Origin of the sequence: Pseudomonas sp. DWP2-2 (assembly GCF_049897065.1) — a bacterium.
GTDB lineage: Bacteria > Pseudomonadota > Gammaproteobacteria > Pseudomonadales > Pseudomonadaceae > Aquipseudomonas > Aquipseudomonas paracarnis.
In genome coordinates this window covers 41,480-56,923 of record NZ_JAFCVN010000012.1, presented here as the reverse complement: position 1 = coordinate 56,923, position 15,444 = coordinate 41,480, and the positions used below count along the sequence as shown (strand labels likewise).

Below are 15,444 nucleotides of genomic sequence, written 5' to 3'. Positions count from 1 at the left end.
TAGCAGGCTATTTATTGCGCTTGATCAGCCGTCTCGAAACGGTCTTGCACGGCTAGCGACCGTGAAGCACTGAGCACCAGGGCATAGCTGAGCTTTTCATAGGTACGAAACACCAGAAGGGTGCCGGCTCGCTCATCCGGGAGTGGCGTGGGCGTGCCGGTGAGGGCGTCTCGCACGGTGGCGCCAGCCTTGATCACCGTCAGCAGTTGGCCCTCCACCAGGCCATCGCGGCGGCCCTTGTTCAGGGTCACAGCGTCGAGCACGCCAATCTGCGTGACGCCCTTGGGGATGTCGATGATATGCCCTGTAATCAAGGGTGCAGGTTTGCACGGCTCCAGGTTCGCCAAAGCAACGGGAGGCTCGGCGCGCAACAAGCGGTCGCCTGGGCGGATTTCCTGGGTCACCCGTTGCACTGCGAGGGTGGTGAGGCTGTCGGCAAGCACAAAGCGCGCAGTGCCGATGTCGTCGGCATTGATGCCGAGTAACTCCTGGGTAACGGGGTCGGTGTAGGCCTTGCCTCGCCGAAAGATCCCGTAGCTCGGCTGGGCCGGGTCCAGACGCCCGCGCGCATGCACACGCTCGTCGTTGGCACCCAGCACGCGCCCGCCTTGCGCCGCAATAATATAAGGCGCGTTATCCAGGTCCTCGGGCGAGTCAAAAATACGGTTGTGCAGTAAAAAATGCTGGATGGCCTGTTGCGCTGCCTGATCCAGGCGCTCAGTGGGTTGCGCAATCAACGCCGTGGCGAACGGGGCCCACAGCAGCAAGACGAGTAGCGATTTCCTCATGGGGTGAATCTCCTTTATTATGTGCGTTCGCGTGAAATGCCATGGCCTTCGCGGCTTCCGAGCGTTTCACACCGGCCGTATGGGTCCATCCCACCGCCGATTTGTCTCTTCCTCACATGTGCAGCAATTACGCTTATGGCTATTTTGAACATCCTCGAATTTCCCGACTCGCGCCTGCGCACGATCGCCAAGCCGGTGGCCGTAGTGGACGACAAGGTTCGTCAGTTGGTCGATGACATGTTTGAAACAATGTATGAAGCCCCGGGCATCGGCCTCGCCGCTACCCAGGTCAACGTGCATCTGCGTGTCGTGGTCATGGACCTGTCGGAAGATCGCAGCGAACCTCGGGTGTACATCAACCCTGAGTTCGAACCGCTGACCGAAGAGATGGGCGAATACCAGGAAGGCTGCCTGTCGGTACCGGAGTTCTACGAAAATGTGGAACGCCCGCTGCGCGTGAAGATCAAGGCGCTGGACCGTGACGGCAAGCCTTTCGAACTGGTTGCCGAAGGCCTGCTGGCGGTGTGTATCCAGCATGAATGCGACCACCTCAACGGCAAGCTGTTTGTCGATTACCTGTCCACGCTCAAGCGTGACCGCATCAAGAAGAAGCTGGAAAAAAAGCATCGCCAGCAAGCTTGATGCCCTTCTTCCAAAGGCTTGCTGCGGCAAGCCTTTTTCTTTTGTGACCGCTTTTAACCGAGAACTCCCATGACCGAGCCATTGCGAATTGTTTTTGCCGGCACTCCTGAATTTGCCGCCGAACACCTCAAGGCGCTGCTTGCCAGCCCTTATGACATCGTCGCGGTGTACACCCAGCCGGATCGCCCGGCCGGTCGCGGGCAAAAACTGATGCCGAGTCCGGTCAAGCAGTTGGCGCTGGAGCACAACATTCCTGTGCTGCAGCCGCCGACCCTGCGCAACGCCGACGCCCAGGCCGAACTGGCCGCGCTGAAGCCCGACCTGCTGGTGGTGGTGGCTTACGGTTTGATCCTGCCTCAGGCTGTGCTGGATATACCGCGCCTGGGTTGCATCAACAGTCATGCTTCACTGCTGCCACGCTGGCGCGGTGCGGCGCCGATTCAGCGCGCCGTTGAAGCGGGCGATCAGGAGAGCGGCGTGACCGTGATGCGCATGGAAGCCGGCCTGGATACCGGGCCGATGCTGCTCAAAGTCACCACCCCGATCTCCGCCCAAGACACCGGCGGCAGCCTGCACGACCGCCTGGCTGAGCTGGGGCCGCCCGCCGTGATCCAGGCCATCGCTGGCCTGGCTGCCGGCACCCTGCAAGGTGAAATCCAAGACGACAGCCTGGCCACCTACGCCCACAAGCTGAACAAGGACGAAGCGCGCATCGACTGGAGCCGCCCTGCCGTGGAACTGGAGCGCCTGGTACGTGCCTTCAACCCATGGCCGATCTGCCACAGCACCCTGAACGGCGAAGCCTTGAAAGTGTTGGCCGCGACCCTGGCCGATGGCGTAGGCGCTCCCGGTGAGATCATCGGCGCCAGCAAAGACGGCCTGTTGGTGGCTTGCGGTGAACAGGCGCTGTGCCTGACGCGTCTGCAATTGCCCGGCGGCAAGGCGCTGAACTTCAGCGATCTGTTCAACAGTCGTCGTGAGAAATTCGCCCTGGGCACCACGCTTGGAGTGGTCAATCAATGAACCCACGTCTGGCCGCCGCCAAGGCTCTCGCCGCCGTGCTCAATGGCAAGGCTTCGCTGAACAGCTCCCTGCCGACGCAGTTGGATAAGGTTGAAGACCGCGACCGCGGGTTTACCCAGGACCTGGCCTTTGGCACCGCCCGTTGGCAGCCACGGTTGTCTGCGTTGGCCGCCAAGCTGCTGCAAAAACCGTTCAAAGCGGCGGACGCGGATGTCGAGGCGCTGTTGCTGGTGGGCCTCTACCAGTTGCTCTACACCCGCGTGCCGGCCCACGCCGCTATCGGTGAAACCGTCGGTTGCGCCGACAAGCTGAAAAAGCCCTGGGCCAAGGCCCTGCTCAATGCCGTGCTGCGCCGCGCCCAGCGTGAAAGCGAAACGCTGTTGGCCGAGCTGGAACATGATCCGGTGGTGCGCACCGCCCACCCGCGCTGGCTGCAAAAATCCCTGAAGGCCTTTTGGCCCGAGCAATGGGAGGCTATCTGCGCGGCCAACAACGCGCACCCGCCGATGATCCTGCGGGTCAACCGTCGCCACCACAGCCGGGATGCATACCTGCAATTACTAGCCGGCGCGGCCATCAACGCCACCCCGTGCGTGTACAGCACGGACGGTATCGTGCTGGAAGTCGCCGCCGATGTACGCAGCCTGCCGGGCTTTGCCGAAGGCTGGATCAGCGTGCAGGACGAGGCCGCGCAATTGGCTGCCGATCTGCTCGATTTGGCCCCAGGCCAGCGCGTACTCGACGCCTGCTGCGCGCCAGGCGGTAAGACGTGTCACATCCTTGAGGTTGAAAAAGACCTGGCCGGTGTGGTGGCTGTGGACCTTGAGGCCAAGCGCCTGGTGCGCGTGCGGGAAAACCTTGCACGCCTGGGCCTCAACGCCGACCTGATCGCCGCCGACGGCCGCGACACCGCCACCTGGTGGGACGGCAAGCCATTCCAGCGCATCCTGCTGGACGCTCCTTGCTCCGCCACCGGCGTGATCCGACGTCATCCGGACATCAAGCTGACCCGCCAGCCCGACGACATCGCCGCCCTGGCGGTGTTGCAAGGCGAACTGCTCGACGCGCTGTGGCCAACCCTGGAAGTCGGCGGCATCCTGCTTTACGCCACCTGCTCCACGCTGCCCACCGAAAATACCGAGGTCATCCAAGCTTTCCTCGCCCGCACCAGCGGCGCGCGCGAACTGGACCTCGCCACTAGCGCCGGTATCAAGCAGCCCCACGGTCGCCAACTGCTCGCGCAGGAAGGCGGGCACGATGGCTTCTACTACGCCAAACTGATCAAGATCGCTGCCGCGCGCGGCTGAATGGTTTTAAGGGAGTGACCGGATGAAAATCATCATCCTTGGAGCAGGGCAGGTTGGTGGCACGCTGGCCGAACATTTGGCCGGTGAAGCCAACGACATCACCGTGGTCGACACCGATGCCGAGCGCCTGCGCAACCTGGGCGACCGCCTGGACATTCGTACGGTGCAAGGTCGCGCGTCGTTTCCGACGGTGCTGCGTCAGGCCGGTGCCGACGATGCCGACATGCTGGTGGCTGTGACCAACAGCGACGAGACCAACATGGTCGCCTGCCAGGTCGCCCACACCCTGTTCCATACCCCGACCAAGATCGCTCGGGTGCGGGAAGCGGCTTACCTGACCCGCGCCGGGTTGTTCGACAACGACGCCATTCCGGTGGACGTACTGATCAGCCCGGAACAGGTGGTGACCCACTACATCAAGCGCCTGATCGAAATTCCTGGCGCTTTGCAGGTGATCGATTTCGCCGAGGGCAAGGCGCAACTGGTGGCGGTAAAGGCGTACTACGGCGGGCCGTTGGTGGGCCAGCAACTGCGCCAGCTGCGTGAGCACATGCCAAACGTGGAAACCCGCGTCGCCGCGATTTTCCGCCGTGACCGGCCGATCCTGCCCCAGGGCGACACGGTGATCGAGGCTGACGACGAAGTGTTTTTCATCGCCGCCAAGGCGAACATTCGTGCGGTCATGAGCGAAATGCGCAGGCTCGACGAGAGCTACAAACGCATCGTCATCGCCGGCGGTGGGCAGATTGGCGAGCGTTTGGCCGAAGCCATCGAAAGCCGCTATCAGGTGAAGATTATCGAGATGAGCCCGACGCGGTGTCGGCATTTGTCCGACACCCTCGACAGCACTGTCGTACTGCAAGGCAGCGCCTCGGACCGTGATCTCCTGATGGAAGAGAACATCGCCGACGCGGATATCTTCCTGGCCCTGACCAACGATGACGAAGCCAATATCATGTCGTCCTTGCTGGCCAAGCGGCTGGGGGCGAAGAAGGTGATGACCATCATCAACAACCCGGCCTATGTGGACCTGATCCAGGGCGGCGATATCGACATTGCCATCAGCCCGCAGTTGGCGACCATCGGTACCTTGCTCGCCCACGTGCGCCGTGGCGACATTGTCAGCGTGCACTCGTTGCGCCGTGGCGCAGCGGAAGCCATCGAGGCGATTGCCCACGGTGACTCGAAGTCCAGCAAAGTGATTGGCAAGGCGATCCGCGATATCGGCCTGCCGCCCGGTACCACCATTGGCGCGATCATTCGCGATGAAGAAGTGATCATTGCCCATGACGATACGGTGATCGCCACCGGAGACCACGTGATTTTGTTCCTTGTGGATAAAAAACATATTCGCGATGTTGAGAAGCTGTTCCACGTGGGGCTGAGCTTTTTCTGATTAGAAAATTGCGTGAGCCTGCCGCCGCCATCGCGGGCAAGCCCGCTCCCACATGTGATCGCGCTCCAAGTGTGGGAGCGGGCTTGCCCGCGATGACGATATCGAAACCGCTATGTAGCTAAAGGATGCACAGCCATGCTCGAATCCCTGGAAAAAATGCTCGCCAAGGGTGTGGATAATTCATTGCTGCGCTTTGGCCTGGGCAAGGGTTATCTGGACCTGAAGGACAACGCAAAGGCGGCCGAGCATTTGCAGCGATGCGTCGAGTTCGATCCGAAGTATTCGGCGGCGTGGAAGTTGTTGGGCAAGGCGCGGCTGGGATTGGAAGATCGCGCGGCAGCACACCTGGCATGGGAGAAGGGCATCGAAGCCGCCCAGGCCCATGGCGACAAACAGGCCGAAAAAGAAATGACGGTGTTCCTGAAGAAACTTGATCGCCAAACCTGAGGTGATCACCTGTGGGAGCTGGCTTGCCTGCGATGCAGACACCTCGGTATATCAGGCACTCCGAGGTGATGCTATCGCAGGCAAGCCAGCTCCCACATTTGATCTCCATTGGGCTGGAGGTCAGCGGTGAGTCAGTACCACCGCGCCTCACCCGGCGGGCGTTTCTTGAAGCGCTTCATGCTCCACATGTACTGGCTTGGGTAAGCACCTACATAGCGCTCAACTACCTTGCTCATCGCCGCACAGGACGTCGCGGTGTCGGTGCTGTACATGTCCTCCGGCGCCGCTTCCAGGATCACCTTGTAGCCCGAGCCGTCCGGCAGGCGCAGGGCGTGCAGGAATACGCCAACGGCCTTGTGGCCCGCGAGCATGTTCGGCACGAATTTACTGGTGAGCGCCTGGGTGGCAAAAAACGGTACGAAGATCCCGGCGGACTCAGCCGGCTCCGGGTCGGCAGGAATACCCACTTGGCCGCCTTTGCGCACTTCCTTGATCACACTGAGAATGCCTTCCTTGGTGGAAGCCGCCACGCGGTTGCCCAACTGCACGCGCTGCTTGCGCAGCAACTCGTCCACGGCCTTGAGCTTGGGCGGGCGATAGAAAATGATCGGTTTGCACTGGCTGCAGTAGAAGTGGTTCAACACTTCCCAGTTGCCCAGGTGGCTGGTGATGCCCACCACGCCTTTGCCAGAAGCCAGGGCCTCGTGCAGCACTTCCAGGCCCTCGACTTCGCGGACCAGGTCGATGGAGCGCTGCGCCGGCCAGATCCACGCGCAGGCGCTTTCGGTGAGGGACTTGCCGATGTCCATCAGGCTGCGGCCCACCAGGCGCTCGCGCTCTGCCGGGTCCATGTCTGGGAAGCATTTGGAGAGGTTGATCCGCACCGTATCGCGGGAACGGTTGGGGGTTTTCCACATGATCCAGCCGATCCCTGTGCCGACGGCTTGTACAGCGCGCCAGGGCAGCAGGGCAAACAACCGAAGAGCGCCTACCAGCAAGGCGCCTTTAAACTTTTCCACAGGTCACTCCTGATCGTGTGTGGTGCGCAAAGCCGGCATTCTAACCGGCGTTGACCAAGTCCGCGTAACGGTCGCAGTCCTGGGTGTGGTCCATGACCATGCCCGAGGCCTGCATGAAGGCGTAGCAGATGGTCGGCCCGACGAAAGTGAAGCCGGCCTTTTTCAAGGCTTTGCTCATGGCTTCGGCTTCGGGCGTGATCGCCGGGACGTCGCTGCGATCCTTGAAGTGATTGACCTTGGGTTTGCCGCCGACAAACGACCACAGCAACCCCACCGGGTCTTCCAGCGCCAGCCAGGCCGCGGCGTTGCGCCGGGTAGCGTTGAGCTTCAAGCGATTGCGCACGATGCCCGGGTCCTGCATCAGCACCTCGATTTCTTCATCGCTCAATTGCGCCAGACGCTGCGCGTCAAAGCCGAACAACACCTTTCGATAATGCTCGCGTTTGCGTAAAACGGTGATCCAGGACAGGCCTGCCTGGAACCCTTCGAGCAAAAGCAACTCGAACAAACCCTGCGCATCGCGCAGCGGCGTTCCCCACTCTTGATCGTGATAAGCCATGTACAGCGGATCTTCAGAACACCAAAAGCAGCGTGGCATAAGGCTCCAGGGAGTGGTGGCGGGGCCGAATCGGGTATACTCCCGCTCTTTAAATCGCAGCCCAAGTAACAGGTGAATTTCGTGAGCCAGCCTACGCCAGCCGTGCGTACCTTCCAAGACTTGATCCTCGCCCTCCAGCAATACTGGGCCGAGCAAGGTTGTGTGGTACTTCAGCCCTACGATATGGAAGTAGGCGCCGGCACTTTCCACACCGCTACATTCCTGCGGGCCATCGGCCCGGAAACCTGGAACGCCGCTTATGTGCAGCCCAGTCGCCGCCCGACTGACGGCCGCTACGGCGAAAACCCGAACCGTCTGCAGCACTACTACCAGTTCCAGGTGGTATTGAAGCCCAACCCGGACAACTTCCAGGAGCTGTACCTGGGCTCGCTCAAGCATGTGGGCCTGGACCCACTGGTGCACGACATTCGTTTCGTCGAAGACAACTGGGAATCGCCAACCCTGGGCGCGTGGGGCCTGGGCTGGGAAGTCTGGCTCAATGGCATGGAAGTGACGCAGTTCACCTATTTCCAGCAAGCCGGCGGCATCGAGTGCTACCCGGTCACTGGCGAGATCACCTATGGCCTTGAGCGCCTGGCCATGTACCTGCAAGGCGTGGACTCGGTCTACGACCTGGTATGGGCTGACGGCCCGTTCGGCAAGGTGACCTACGGCGATGTGTTCCATCAGAACGAGGTGGAGCAGTCCACCTACAACTTCGAACACGCCAACGTCGACAAGCTGTTCGAACTGTTCGACTTCTATGAAAGCGAAGCCAAGCGCCTGATCGAACTCGACCAGCCGCTGCCGTTGCCAAGCTATGAAATGGTGTTGAAGGCGTCCCATACCTTCAACCTGCTGGATGCCCGCCGTGCTATTTCGGTTACTGCGCGCCAGCAATACATCCTGCGTGTGCGCACCCTGGCGCGTTCCGTCGCCCAAGCCTACCTGCTGGCTCGCGCCAAGCTGGGCTTCCCGATGGCAACCCCGGATTTGCGTGATGAAGTGTTGGCTAAGCTGGAGGCTGCACAATGAGTGCTCAAGATTTCCTGGTTGAACTGGGCACCGAAGAGCTGCCACCCAAGGCCCTCAATACCCTGGCCGATGCATTCCTGGCCGGTATCGAAAAAGGCCTGCAGACCGCAGGCCTGAAGTTTCAAGCCAAGAAGGTCTATGCCGCGCCGCGCCGCCTGGCGGTACTGTTGACCGCGCTGGAAACCCAGCAGCCGGACCGCAGCATCAACCTGGACGGCCCACCGCGCCAGGCGGCTTTCGACGCCGAAGGCAACCCGACACAGGCCGCTCTTGGCTTTGCCAAGAAGTGTGGCGTGGAGTTGAGCGAGATCGACCAGAGCGGCCCGAAACTGCGTTTCAGCCAGGTCATCACCGGCAAGCCAACCGCCAGCCTGTTGCCGACCATCGTTGAAGATTCCCTGAACGACCTGCCTATCCCCAAGCGCATGCGCTGGGGTGCGCGCAAGGAAGAGTTCGTGCGTCCGACCCAATGGCTGGTGATGCTGCTCGGTGACCAGGTCATCGATTGCACCATCCTCGCCCAGAAGGCCGGTCGTGAGTCCCGTGGTCACCGCTTCCATCATCCAGAAAGCGTGCGTATCACTTCGCCGGCCAACTACCTCAACGACCTGCGCGCTGCTTATGTGCTGGCCGACGCCAATGAGCGTCGCGAGCTGATCAGCAAGCGCACCGAAGAATTGGCCCGCCTGCAGGAAGGCACCGCCATCGTGCCGCCAAGCCTGCTGGACGAAGTGACCGCCCTGGTGGAATGGCCGGTGCCGCTGGTGTGCTCGTTCGAAGAGCGTTTCCTCGATGTGCCGCAAGAAGCCTTGATCACCACCATGCAGGACAACCAGAAATACTTCTGCCTGCTGGATGTGGACGGTAAGTTGTTGCCGCGTTTTATCACCGTCGCCAACATCGAAAGCAAAGACCCGCAGCAGATCATCGCCGGTAACGAAAAAGTCGTGCGCCCGCGCCTGACCGACGCCGAGTTCTTCTTCAAGCAAGACAAGAAGCAGAAGCTGGAAGACTTCAACCTGCGCCTGCAAAACGTGGTGTTCCAGGAAAAACTCGGCAGCGTCTACGACAAGGCCGTGCGTGTGTCCAAGCTGGCGGCCTACATTGCCCCACGTATTGGCGGTGATGCCGCATGGGCTGCGCGTGCCGGCTTGCTGTCCAAGTGCGATCTGGCCACCGAAATGGTCGGCGAGTTCCCTGAGATGCAAGGTGTTGCCGGTTACTACTACGCCCTCAACGACGGCGAGCCGGACGATGTCGCCCTGGCCCTGAACGAGCAGTACATGCCACGCGGTGCCGGTGCAGAACTGCCGACCACCCTGACGGGTGCGGCTGTGGCGATTGCCGACAAGCTCGATACGCTGGTGGGTATCTTCGGTATCGGCATGCTGCCCACCGGCAGCAAAGACCCGTATGCCCTGCGCCGTGCGGCATTGGGCGTGCTGCGTATCCTGATCGACAAGAAGCTGGACCTCGACCTGACCCAGGCCGTGGTATTCGCCGTCGGCCAGTTCGGCACCAAGGTCAAGCAAGCCGGCCTGGCCGAGCAAGTGCTGGAGTTCGTGTTCGACCGCCTGCGTGCGCGTTACGAAGACGAAGGCGTGGACGTTTCCGTCTACCTGTCGGTACGTGCCCTGCAACCGGGTTCGGCACTGGACTTCGACCAGCGTGTACAAGCCGTGCAAGCGTTCCGCAAGCTGCCGGAAGCCGATGCCCTGGCCGCCGTGAACAAGCGCGTGTCGAACCTGCTGAGCAAGGCCGATAACCGCGGCAGTGCCGAAGTCGACCCTGGCCTGTTTGCCGACGCCAAGGAGTTCTCGCTGAACTCGGCCATCGCCAAGGCAGAGAACGCCGTGAAGCCGCTGATCGCCGAGCGTGACTACGCGCAAGCGTTGGCGCGCCTGGCGTCTCTGCGTGAACCGGTAGACGCGTTCTTCGAAGCGGTGATGATCAATGCCGACGATGCCGGCGTACGGAAAAACCGCTACGCGATGCTCGCGCGTCTGCGTGGCCTGTTCATCAATATCGCCGACATTTCCGTACTGGGCTGATCATGTTGAAACTGCTGATTCTCGATCGGGACGGGGTGATCAACTACGACTCCGACGCTTACATCAAGTCGGTGGAGGAGTGGATCCCGCTGCCCGGTTCGATCGAGGCCATCGCGCAGTTGAGCAAAGCCGGCTGGACAGTGGCCATCGCCACCAACCAGTCCGGCATCGCCCGCGGTTACTACGACATCGCCACCCTGGACGCCATGCACGCGCGGTTGCGCACGTTAGTGACCGAGCAGGGCGGTGAGGTGGGGCTGGTGGTCTACTGCCCCCACGGGCCGGACGAAGGCTGCGATTGCCGCAAGCCCAAGCCTGGCATGTTGAAAATTATTGCAGAACATTACAAGGTGCCCTTGGCTGGGATATGGTTCGTCGGGGACAGCCTCGGTGACCTGGAGGCGGCCAAAGCCGTCGACTCTCAGCCAGTTTTGGTTAAAACCGGAAAAGGCGAAAAGACCCAGGCTAAAAACCTGCCGGTAGGCACCTTGATTTTTGACGATCTGGCGGCCGTTGCCGCAGAACTTATCAACAACTAGCCGCCCTCGACTTCCTGACCAAGGACTGTTCGGGAGTGCGCTTTTAACAGGCGGGCCGTGTCCCGCAACGGTAAATGCCGCCATGTCGATCTTGCAGGCCATCAGAACCTTTTTCTTTTACCTGCTGCTGGGCACCAGTTCGTTTCTCTGGTGCACCCTGAGCTTTTTTATTGCACCCTTCCTGCCCTTCAAGGCGCGCTATCGCTTTATCAACGTCTACTGGTGCCGCTGCGCGTTGTGGCTGAGCAAGGTGTTCCTGAATATTCGTTTCGAGGTCAAGGGCGCTGAAAACGTTCCTGATCAGCCGTGCGTGATTCTCTCGAACCACCAAAGCACTTGGGAGACGTTCTTCCTCTCTGCGTATTTCTCGCCGTTGAGCCAGGTGCTCAAGCGCGAGTTGCTGTATGTGCCATTCTTCGGCTGGGCCATGGCCATGTTGCGTCCGATCGCCATCGACCGGGACAACCCCAAGGCTGCGCTCAAGCATGTCGCCAAGAAGGGCGATGAGTTGCTCAAGGACGGCGTCTGGGTGCTGATCTTCCCTGAGGGCACGCGGGTCCCCTACGGCACAGTGGGCAAGTTCTCACGCGGTGGTACCGCCCTGGCGGTCAACGCCAACCTGCCTGTGCTGCCGATTGCGCATAACGCTGGCAAGTTCTGGCCCAAGACTGGCTGGGCTAAACGCCCAGGCACTATCACTGTAGTGATCGGCGAACCGATGTATGCAGAAGGCGAAGGACCACGTGCCATCGCCGCCCTGAACGACCGCGCTGCGGCGTGGAATGAGGCGCAGCAACGGGCCATGGGCTCCCTGCCTCCGGAACCGGTGGTGGTGGAGACGCCGGCCGTTTGAGCATCTGTGGATAACCTGTGTACGCTTTGTTGGCGAATTGGCTTTTTTGCTTCATAACAAGCTGATTTAATTACATATTTCTGAAGCTCATAAAATTCAGAAAAACGTGCATAAGTTTTTTCTTCATAAAAAAACCGGTCCTTGTGACCGGTTTTTTATGCACAGCAAAAAAGCCGCTTTTTCAGTCCTCCAATAGCGGCAGCAGCAGGATAAACGTCGAGCCCCTGCCTAGCTCACTTTCGCACACGATCCGCCCTCCATGCCGTTCTACTACCGCCTTGACCATGGTCAGGCCCAACCCAAGACCTTCACTGCCCTGGGCCGAATCGAAACGTCGGTATTGGTTGAACAACTCCGGTAGATCCTTCGGCGCAATCCCCGGCCCCTGATCACTTATCCCGCATTCCAACCAGCCTTGCGCACTGCCATGCCTTAACCTGACGGTGGTGCCGGATGGGGAGTATTTGATCGCATTCTCCAGCACATTGAACAATGCCCGGGTGAGCAGCGATTGGTCGGCATAGACCATGGCTTCATCCGCCTCATCCAGGTCGTGGACCAAATGGATGCCCTTCAACTGCGCAATCACCGCCACTTGATCAAAGGCGTCCATCACCAGCATGGCAAACAGGGTGGGCTGGAACTGGTAACCGTCCGCTTCAGCCTTGGCCAATTGCACAAAGGATTCGGTCAGACTCAAGGCTCGCCGTACCTGCTGTTCGATCTGAGTAAACACCGGGGACTCCCCGTTGTGCACGTCCAGCAGGGCGAGGATCGCTGAATGCGGCGCACGCAGGTCGTGGGAAAGGAAACGCAGCATGGTCTCGCGATGCTGCTGGGCTTCACGCTCCTTGCTCAGGTCCGTCAGGCTCAACAACCAGCCGAGGGCGAAATCCCCTTCGGCAGGCAGCAAAGGGGCCAGTTCCATGCGCAAACTGCGTTGGTGGATATCGCGAAACTCGACCAGCTCCAGCGCCGAGAGGGCAGGGCGTACACCATTATGCAGCGGGGGATAACCCAGATCGGCGAGCTGTTCGACGAGGTTTTCGCCGACCAGGTCATTGCCGAATACTTCACGGGCCACGCGGTTGGCCAACAGGATACTGCCCTGGGGATCGGTAATCAGGGTCGCTACCGGCAGGCACTCCAAGCCATCAGCCATAAAGCGCCGCGTATCGCGGGTACGGCTGACGGCTTGTTCAAGGGCAAAGATCCGCCCTTGCAGCACATCGCCCTTACTGGCGGGCGCGCGACGACGTTCCGGAAGCACCTTGGGCTCGTTATCCAGGCGTGCCAGTTCCCAGCCAAAGTAGGCGAGGATCACGCTCAGACGTCGCCAATTCCAGATCAGGTAACTCAGCAACAAACCGATCAGACACGCTGCGGGGCTCCACCAGTGGCCCAGGCGCAATAACGCCCATGAGCCCAGCAAAGCCACGGCCATGCCTGCCAAGGTCATCCACAGGGCGTAGCGTGGGCGCACAAGCAGAAGGCCCAACAGCAGGGCCACCAGGGACGTTGCCAGCAACGCCGCCAGCCAGCCGGGCAAATCGACGATGCTGCGGCCCTGCAATAAACCATTCAGTACGTCCGCCTGGATCTCAACGCCCGCTGTAGTACCTACGGTGGAAGAGAGGGGCGTCACGAAACGATCGGCCATGCCATAGGCTGAGGCGCCGATCAGAACCAGGCGACCACGCAGCGACTCGGGAGGTACCTCGCCGCGCAATACGCTGACGTAGGACACACTGGGAAAATGGTCTGGTTCCGAAGTGAACGGCACACGGATTTCATGTTCCTGGTGCCAGTGACCTCCAGTAGGCTCTTGCGGCAGGCCCGGCATCGTCTCGGCGTGCTCGCTCATGGCGAATGCCAGCCACGCCAACTGAGGAAGTGTGCTTCCCGGAGGGCCTTCACGTAGATACACGCTGCGCACCACTCCGTCGTTATCCGCTTCGACGTTGATGTGCCCGACGCCCTTGGCGCACTTGAGCAGTGGCGACAACGGCGTTACCTGGGCCCTGGGGCTGACGCTGCTGTCCCCGGCGATGGGCAGCAATACATTGCCGGCTTTGCAGACGGCATCGGCCAGTTGTTGGTCGTCATTATTGTCGCCGGGCTCACTGAAGATCACGTCAAACAAAATGTCCGCTGGCTGTGCGGCGTTCAGGCGTTCAATCAGCTCGGCATGCACGCTGCGCGGCCAGGGCCACGGGCCTAACGCTTCCAGGCTGGGCGTATCAATGGTCACCAGAACGATCCGTGGATCTGCCGGTAACGGCGTCAGGCGGCGCAGGCTGTCATAGAGCGGATTGTTGAGTGCCAGCCCCGCACTCAAGGATAAGTACGCGGTGAAGGGCAGGAGCACCAAACCGATCAACAGCCATTCACGAACCAGCCCATGAAACAAAAGCTGCGCCTGGGTAGGTTGGCGTTTCTCGGCTTTGCGCCATAGGTTCACAGGGCTACCGCCAAAAGGGTGCCAAGGAGTCGATGGTCATTGAGTAAAGATTTCATAAGCCCAGGATCCCTCTCCATGGGGTTGCGATGAAGTGCATACGGTGTTCTGAAACCAGTGAAGCTTATTTGGGTCTCATTGGAGGAGTTCCCGCGGCCGCGCAATGAACGATACCGCACATTCAAGCAGGCATTACGCACCAGCGAGGCGATCGGCACCGACCCTTTTCCTGACCGACTGGAGCCGGTATCTTTCTTTGAGGACGTAGTGGGTGGCGTTTACGGCGCTTTCAGCGTATCGAGAGATACGAGCACCGTAAAATCCGCCCATAATTATTCAGATTCAGAGGCCGGCATTTGTACAGCATGTGCCCCTATCCAAATCCAAGCTCTCGTTTTTTGTAGGAAGGACCCCACCCATGCGTGTCGCAATACTGGATGACGAACCCGCGGAGTTGCGACGGGTGGAACAGACACTGCGACAGATTCCCGGCCCGGCTGAACAGCCTTGGTCGCTGCATTTTTTCGAACGTGGTGAAGACCTGCTGCGCCAGCTACGCCGGGAAACCTTTGACCTGCTGATTCTTGACTGGCAACTGCCGGACATCTCCGGGATCGCGTTATTGCGCTGGACTCGCGAGCACATGGAATCGCCCCCTGCCGTGATCATGCTCACCAGTCGCGATGCCGAGAGTGACATCGTCACGGCGTTGAATAGCGGGGCGGATGATTATGTCAGCAAGCCGTTTCGGCCCAACGAACTCAAAGCCCGAGTCAGCGCCGTCCTGCGGCGCCACGGTTTGCAAAAGTCGGCTACCCAAGAAGTGCAGAGCTTTAACGATCTGACGTTCGACGATGCCGAACTGACCGTCACCCGAGCGGGCAAACCCATCAACCTGACAGAACGAGAATACCGTTTGGCAAGTTGTCTATTTGCCAACCTGGCCCGACCGTTGTCTCGCGAGTACCTGTATGAGCGATTCTGGAGCCACGAAGAAATGGTGTCGTCGCGGCCGTTGGACACGCATATCTACCGCCTGCGTAACAAGCTAGGGCTGACAGCTGATCGCGGTTGGCAGCTGTTGACGATCTATGGGTACGGGTATCGGTTGGAGAGTGTGACACCCGCCGCGCAAAATTGAGTACGCCGATGTTCCACGTGGAGCATTTAAGAATTCGAGTCTGCAGACCAATAAAAAAGGCCAACGCTAAGCGTTGGCCTTTTGTTTTTAGCTGATGTGCCTTGTAGGTTCACAAAATAGGTGATAGGCCAGGCCTCGTGAAATGGG

At 60.2% G+C, this 15,444-nt stretch carries 14 protein-coding genes; 10 read left to right on the top strand and 4 right to left on the bottom strand.

What is annotated here, in order from left to right:
* Positions 1-11 precede the first annotated feature (11 nt).
* Positions 12-788, bottom strand: coding sequence for a hypothetical protein (locus tag ACP7CZ_RS22025; RefSeq protein WP_034129195.1), 777 nt, complete (start codon positions 786-788; stop codon positions 12-14).
* A 135-nt stretch (positions 789-923) separates the two neighbouring features.
* On the opposite strand from ACP7CZ_RS22025, the gene def reads away from it, so the two are divergent.
* The 5 genes from def to ACP7CZ_RS22000 all read left to right on the top strand — a co-directional run bounded on the left by def (position 924) and on the right by ACP7CZ_RS22000 (position 5,603).
* Positions 924-1,430 carry a peptide deformylase gene (def, locus tag ACP7CZ_RS22020; protein ID WP_020301426.1) on the top strand — a complete coding sequence of 169 codons (507 nt, stop codon included), beginning with the start codon at positions 924-926 and terminating at the stop codon, positions 1,428-1,430.
* A gap of 69 nt (positions 1,431-1,499) precedes the next feature.
* Positions 1,500-2,453, top strand: a complete 954-nt coding sequence (gene fmt / locus ACP7CZ_RS22015; RefSeq protein WP_072445688.1) for a methionyl-tRNA formyltransferase — start codon at positions 1,500-1,502, stop codon at positions 2,451-2,453.
* The gene (rsmB, locus tag ACP7CZ_RS22010) at positions 2,450-3,760 is read left to right on the top strand and encodes a 16S rRNA (cytosine(967)-C(5))-methyltransferase RsmB (protein ID WP_198790687.1); all 1,311 of its coding nucleotides are present in this window, start codon (positions 2,450-2,452) and stop codon (positions 3,758-3,760) included. Before fmt ends, rsmB begins: the two co-directional genes overlap by 4 nt.
* A gap of 22 nt (positions 3,761-3,782) precedes the next feature.
* Positions 3,783-5,156 (top strand): Trk system potassium transporter TrkA, encoded by a 1,374-nt coding sequence (gene trkA, locus ACP7CZ_RS22005; protein WP_014716287.1) that lies wholly within the window; start codon positions 3,783-3,785, stop codon positions 5,154-5,156.
* 135 nt (positions 5,157-5,291) lie between these two features.
* Positions 5,292-5,603, top strand: coding sequence for a tetratricopeptide repeat protein (locus ACP7CZ_RS22000; RefSeq protein WP_044270209.1), 312 nt, complete (start codon positions 5,292-5,294; stop codon positions 5,601-5,603).
* 131 nt (positions 5,604-5,734) lie between these two features.
* Here ACP7CZ_RS22000 and ACP7CZ_RS21995 read toward each other — a convergent pair whose 3' ends face one another.
* Together ACP7CZ_RS21995 and ACP7CZ_RS21990 are read right to left on the bottom strand one after the other, a co-directional pair.
* Positions 5,735-6,622, bottom strand: coding sequence for a lysophospholipid acyltransferase (locus ACP7CZ_RS21995; protein WP_014716285.1), 888 nt, complete (start codon positions 6,620-6,622; stop codon positions 5,735-5,737).
* A gap of 40 nt (positions 6,623-6,662) precedes the next feature.
* Positions 6,663-7,220, bottom strand: a complete 558-nt coding sequence (locus ACP7CZ_RS21990; RefSeq protein ID WP_003187266.1) for a DNA-3-methyladenine glycosylase I — start codon at positions 7,218-7,220, stop codon at positions 6,663-6,665.
* Positions 7,221-7,301: 81 nt separating this feature from the next.
* On the opposite strand from ACP7CZ_RS21990, the gene glyQ reads away from it, so the two are divergent.
* The 4 genes from glyQ (at position 7,302) to ACP7CZ_RS21970 (ending at position 11,698) form a co-directional block, all read left to right on the top strand.
* Complete coding sequence (gene glyQ / locus ACP7CZ_RS21985; protein WP_003187265.1) at positions 7,302-8,255, top strand: glycine--tRNA ligase subunit alpha; 954 nt, start codon at positions 7,302-7,304, stop codon at positions 8,253-8,255.
* Complete coding sequence (gene glyS, locus ACP7CZ_RS21980; protein ID WP_294190931.1) at positions 8,252-10,306, top strand: glycine--tRNA ligase subunit beta; 2,055 nt, start codon at positions 8,252-8,254, stop codon at positions 10,304-10,306. Before glyQ ends, glyS begins: the two co-directional genes overlap by 4 nt.
* Positions 10,306-10,845 carry a D-glycero-beta-D-manno-heptose 1,7-bisphosphate 7-phosphatase gene (gene gmhB, locus ACP7CZ_RS21975; RefSeq protein ID WP_172415477.1) on the top strand — a complete coding sequence of 180 codons (540 nt, stop codon included), beginning with the start codon at positions 10,306-10,308 and terminating at the stop codon, positions 10,843-10,845. Before glyS ends, gmhB begins: the two co-directional genes overlap by 1 nt.
* Positions 10,846-10,927: 82 nt before the next feature.
* Entirely contained in the window at positions 10,928-11,698 is a 771-nt protein-coding gene (locus tag ACP7CZ_RS21970; protein ID WP_003187258.1) for a lysophospholipid acyltransferase family protein, read from the top strand.
* 181 nt (positions 11,699-11,879) lie between these two features.
* On the opposite strand, the gene ACP7CZ_RS21965 is transcribed toward ACP7CZ_RS21970, so the two are convergent.
* Positions 11,880-14,159, bottom strand: a complete 2,280-nt coding sequence (locus ACP7CZ_RS21965; protein ID WP_294190928.1) for a CHASE2 and HATPase_c domain-containing protein — start codon at positions 14,157-14,159, stop codon at positions 11,880-11,882.
* Between the two features lie 415 nt (positions 14,160-14,574).
* Between ACP7CZ_RS21965 and ACP7CZ_RS21960 the strand changes: the two genes are divergently transcribed.
* Positions 14,575-15,297 (top strand): response regulator transcription factor, encoded by a 723-nt coding sequence (locus tag ACP7CZ_RS21960; protein ID WP_057975200.1) that lies wholly within the window; start codon positions 14,575-14,577, stop codon positions 15,295-15,297.
* The last annotated feature ends 147 nt before the right edge of the window (positions 15,298-15,444 follow it).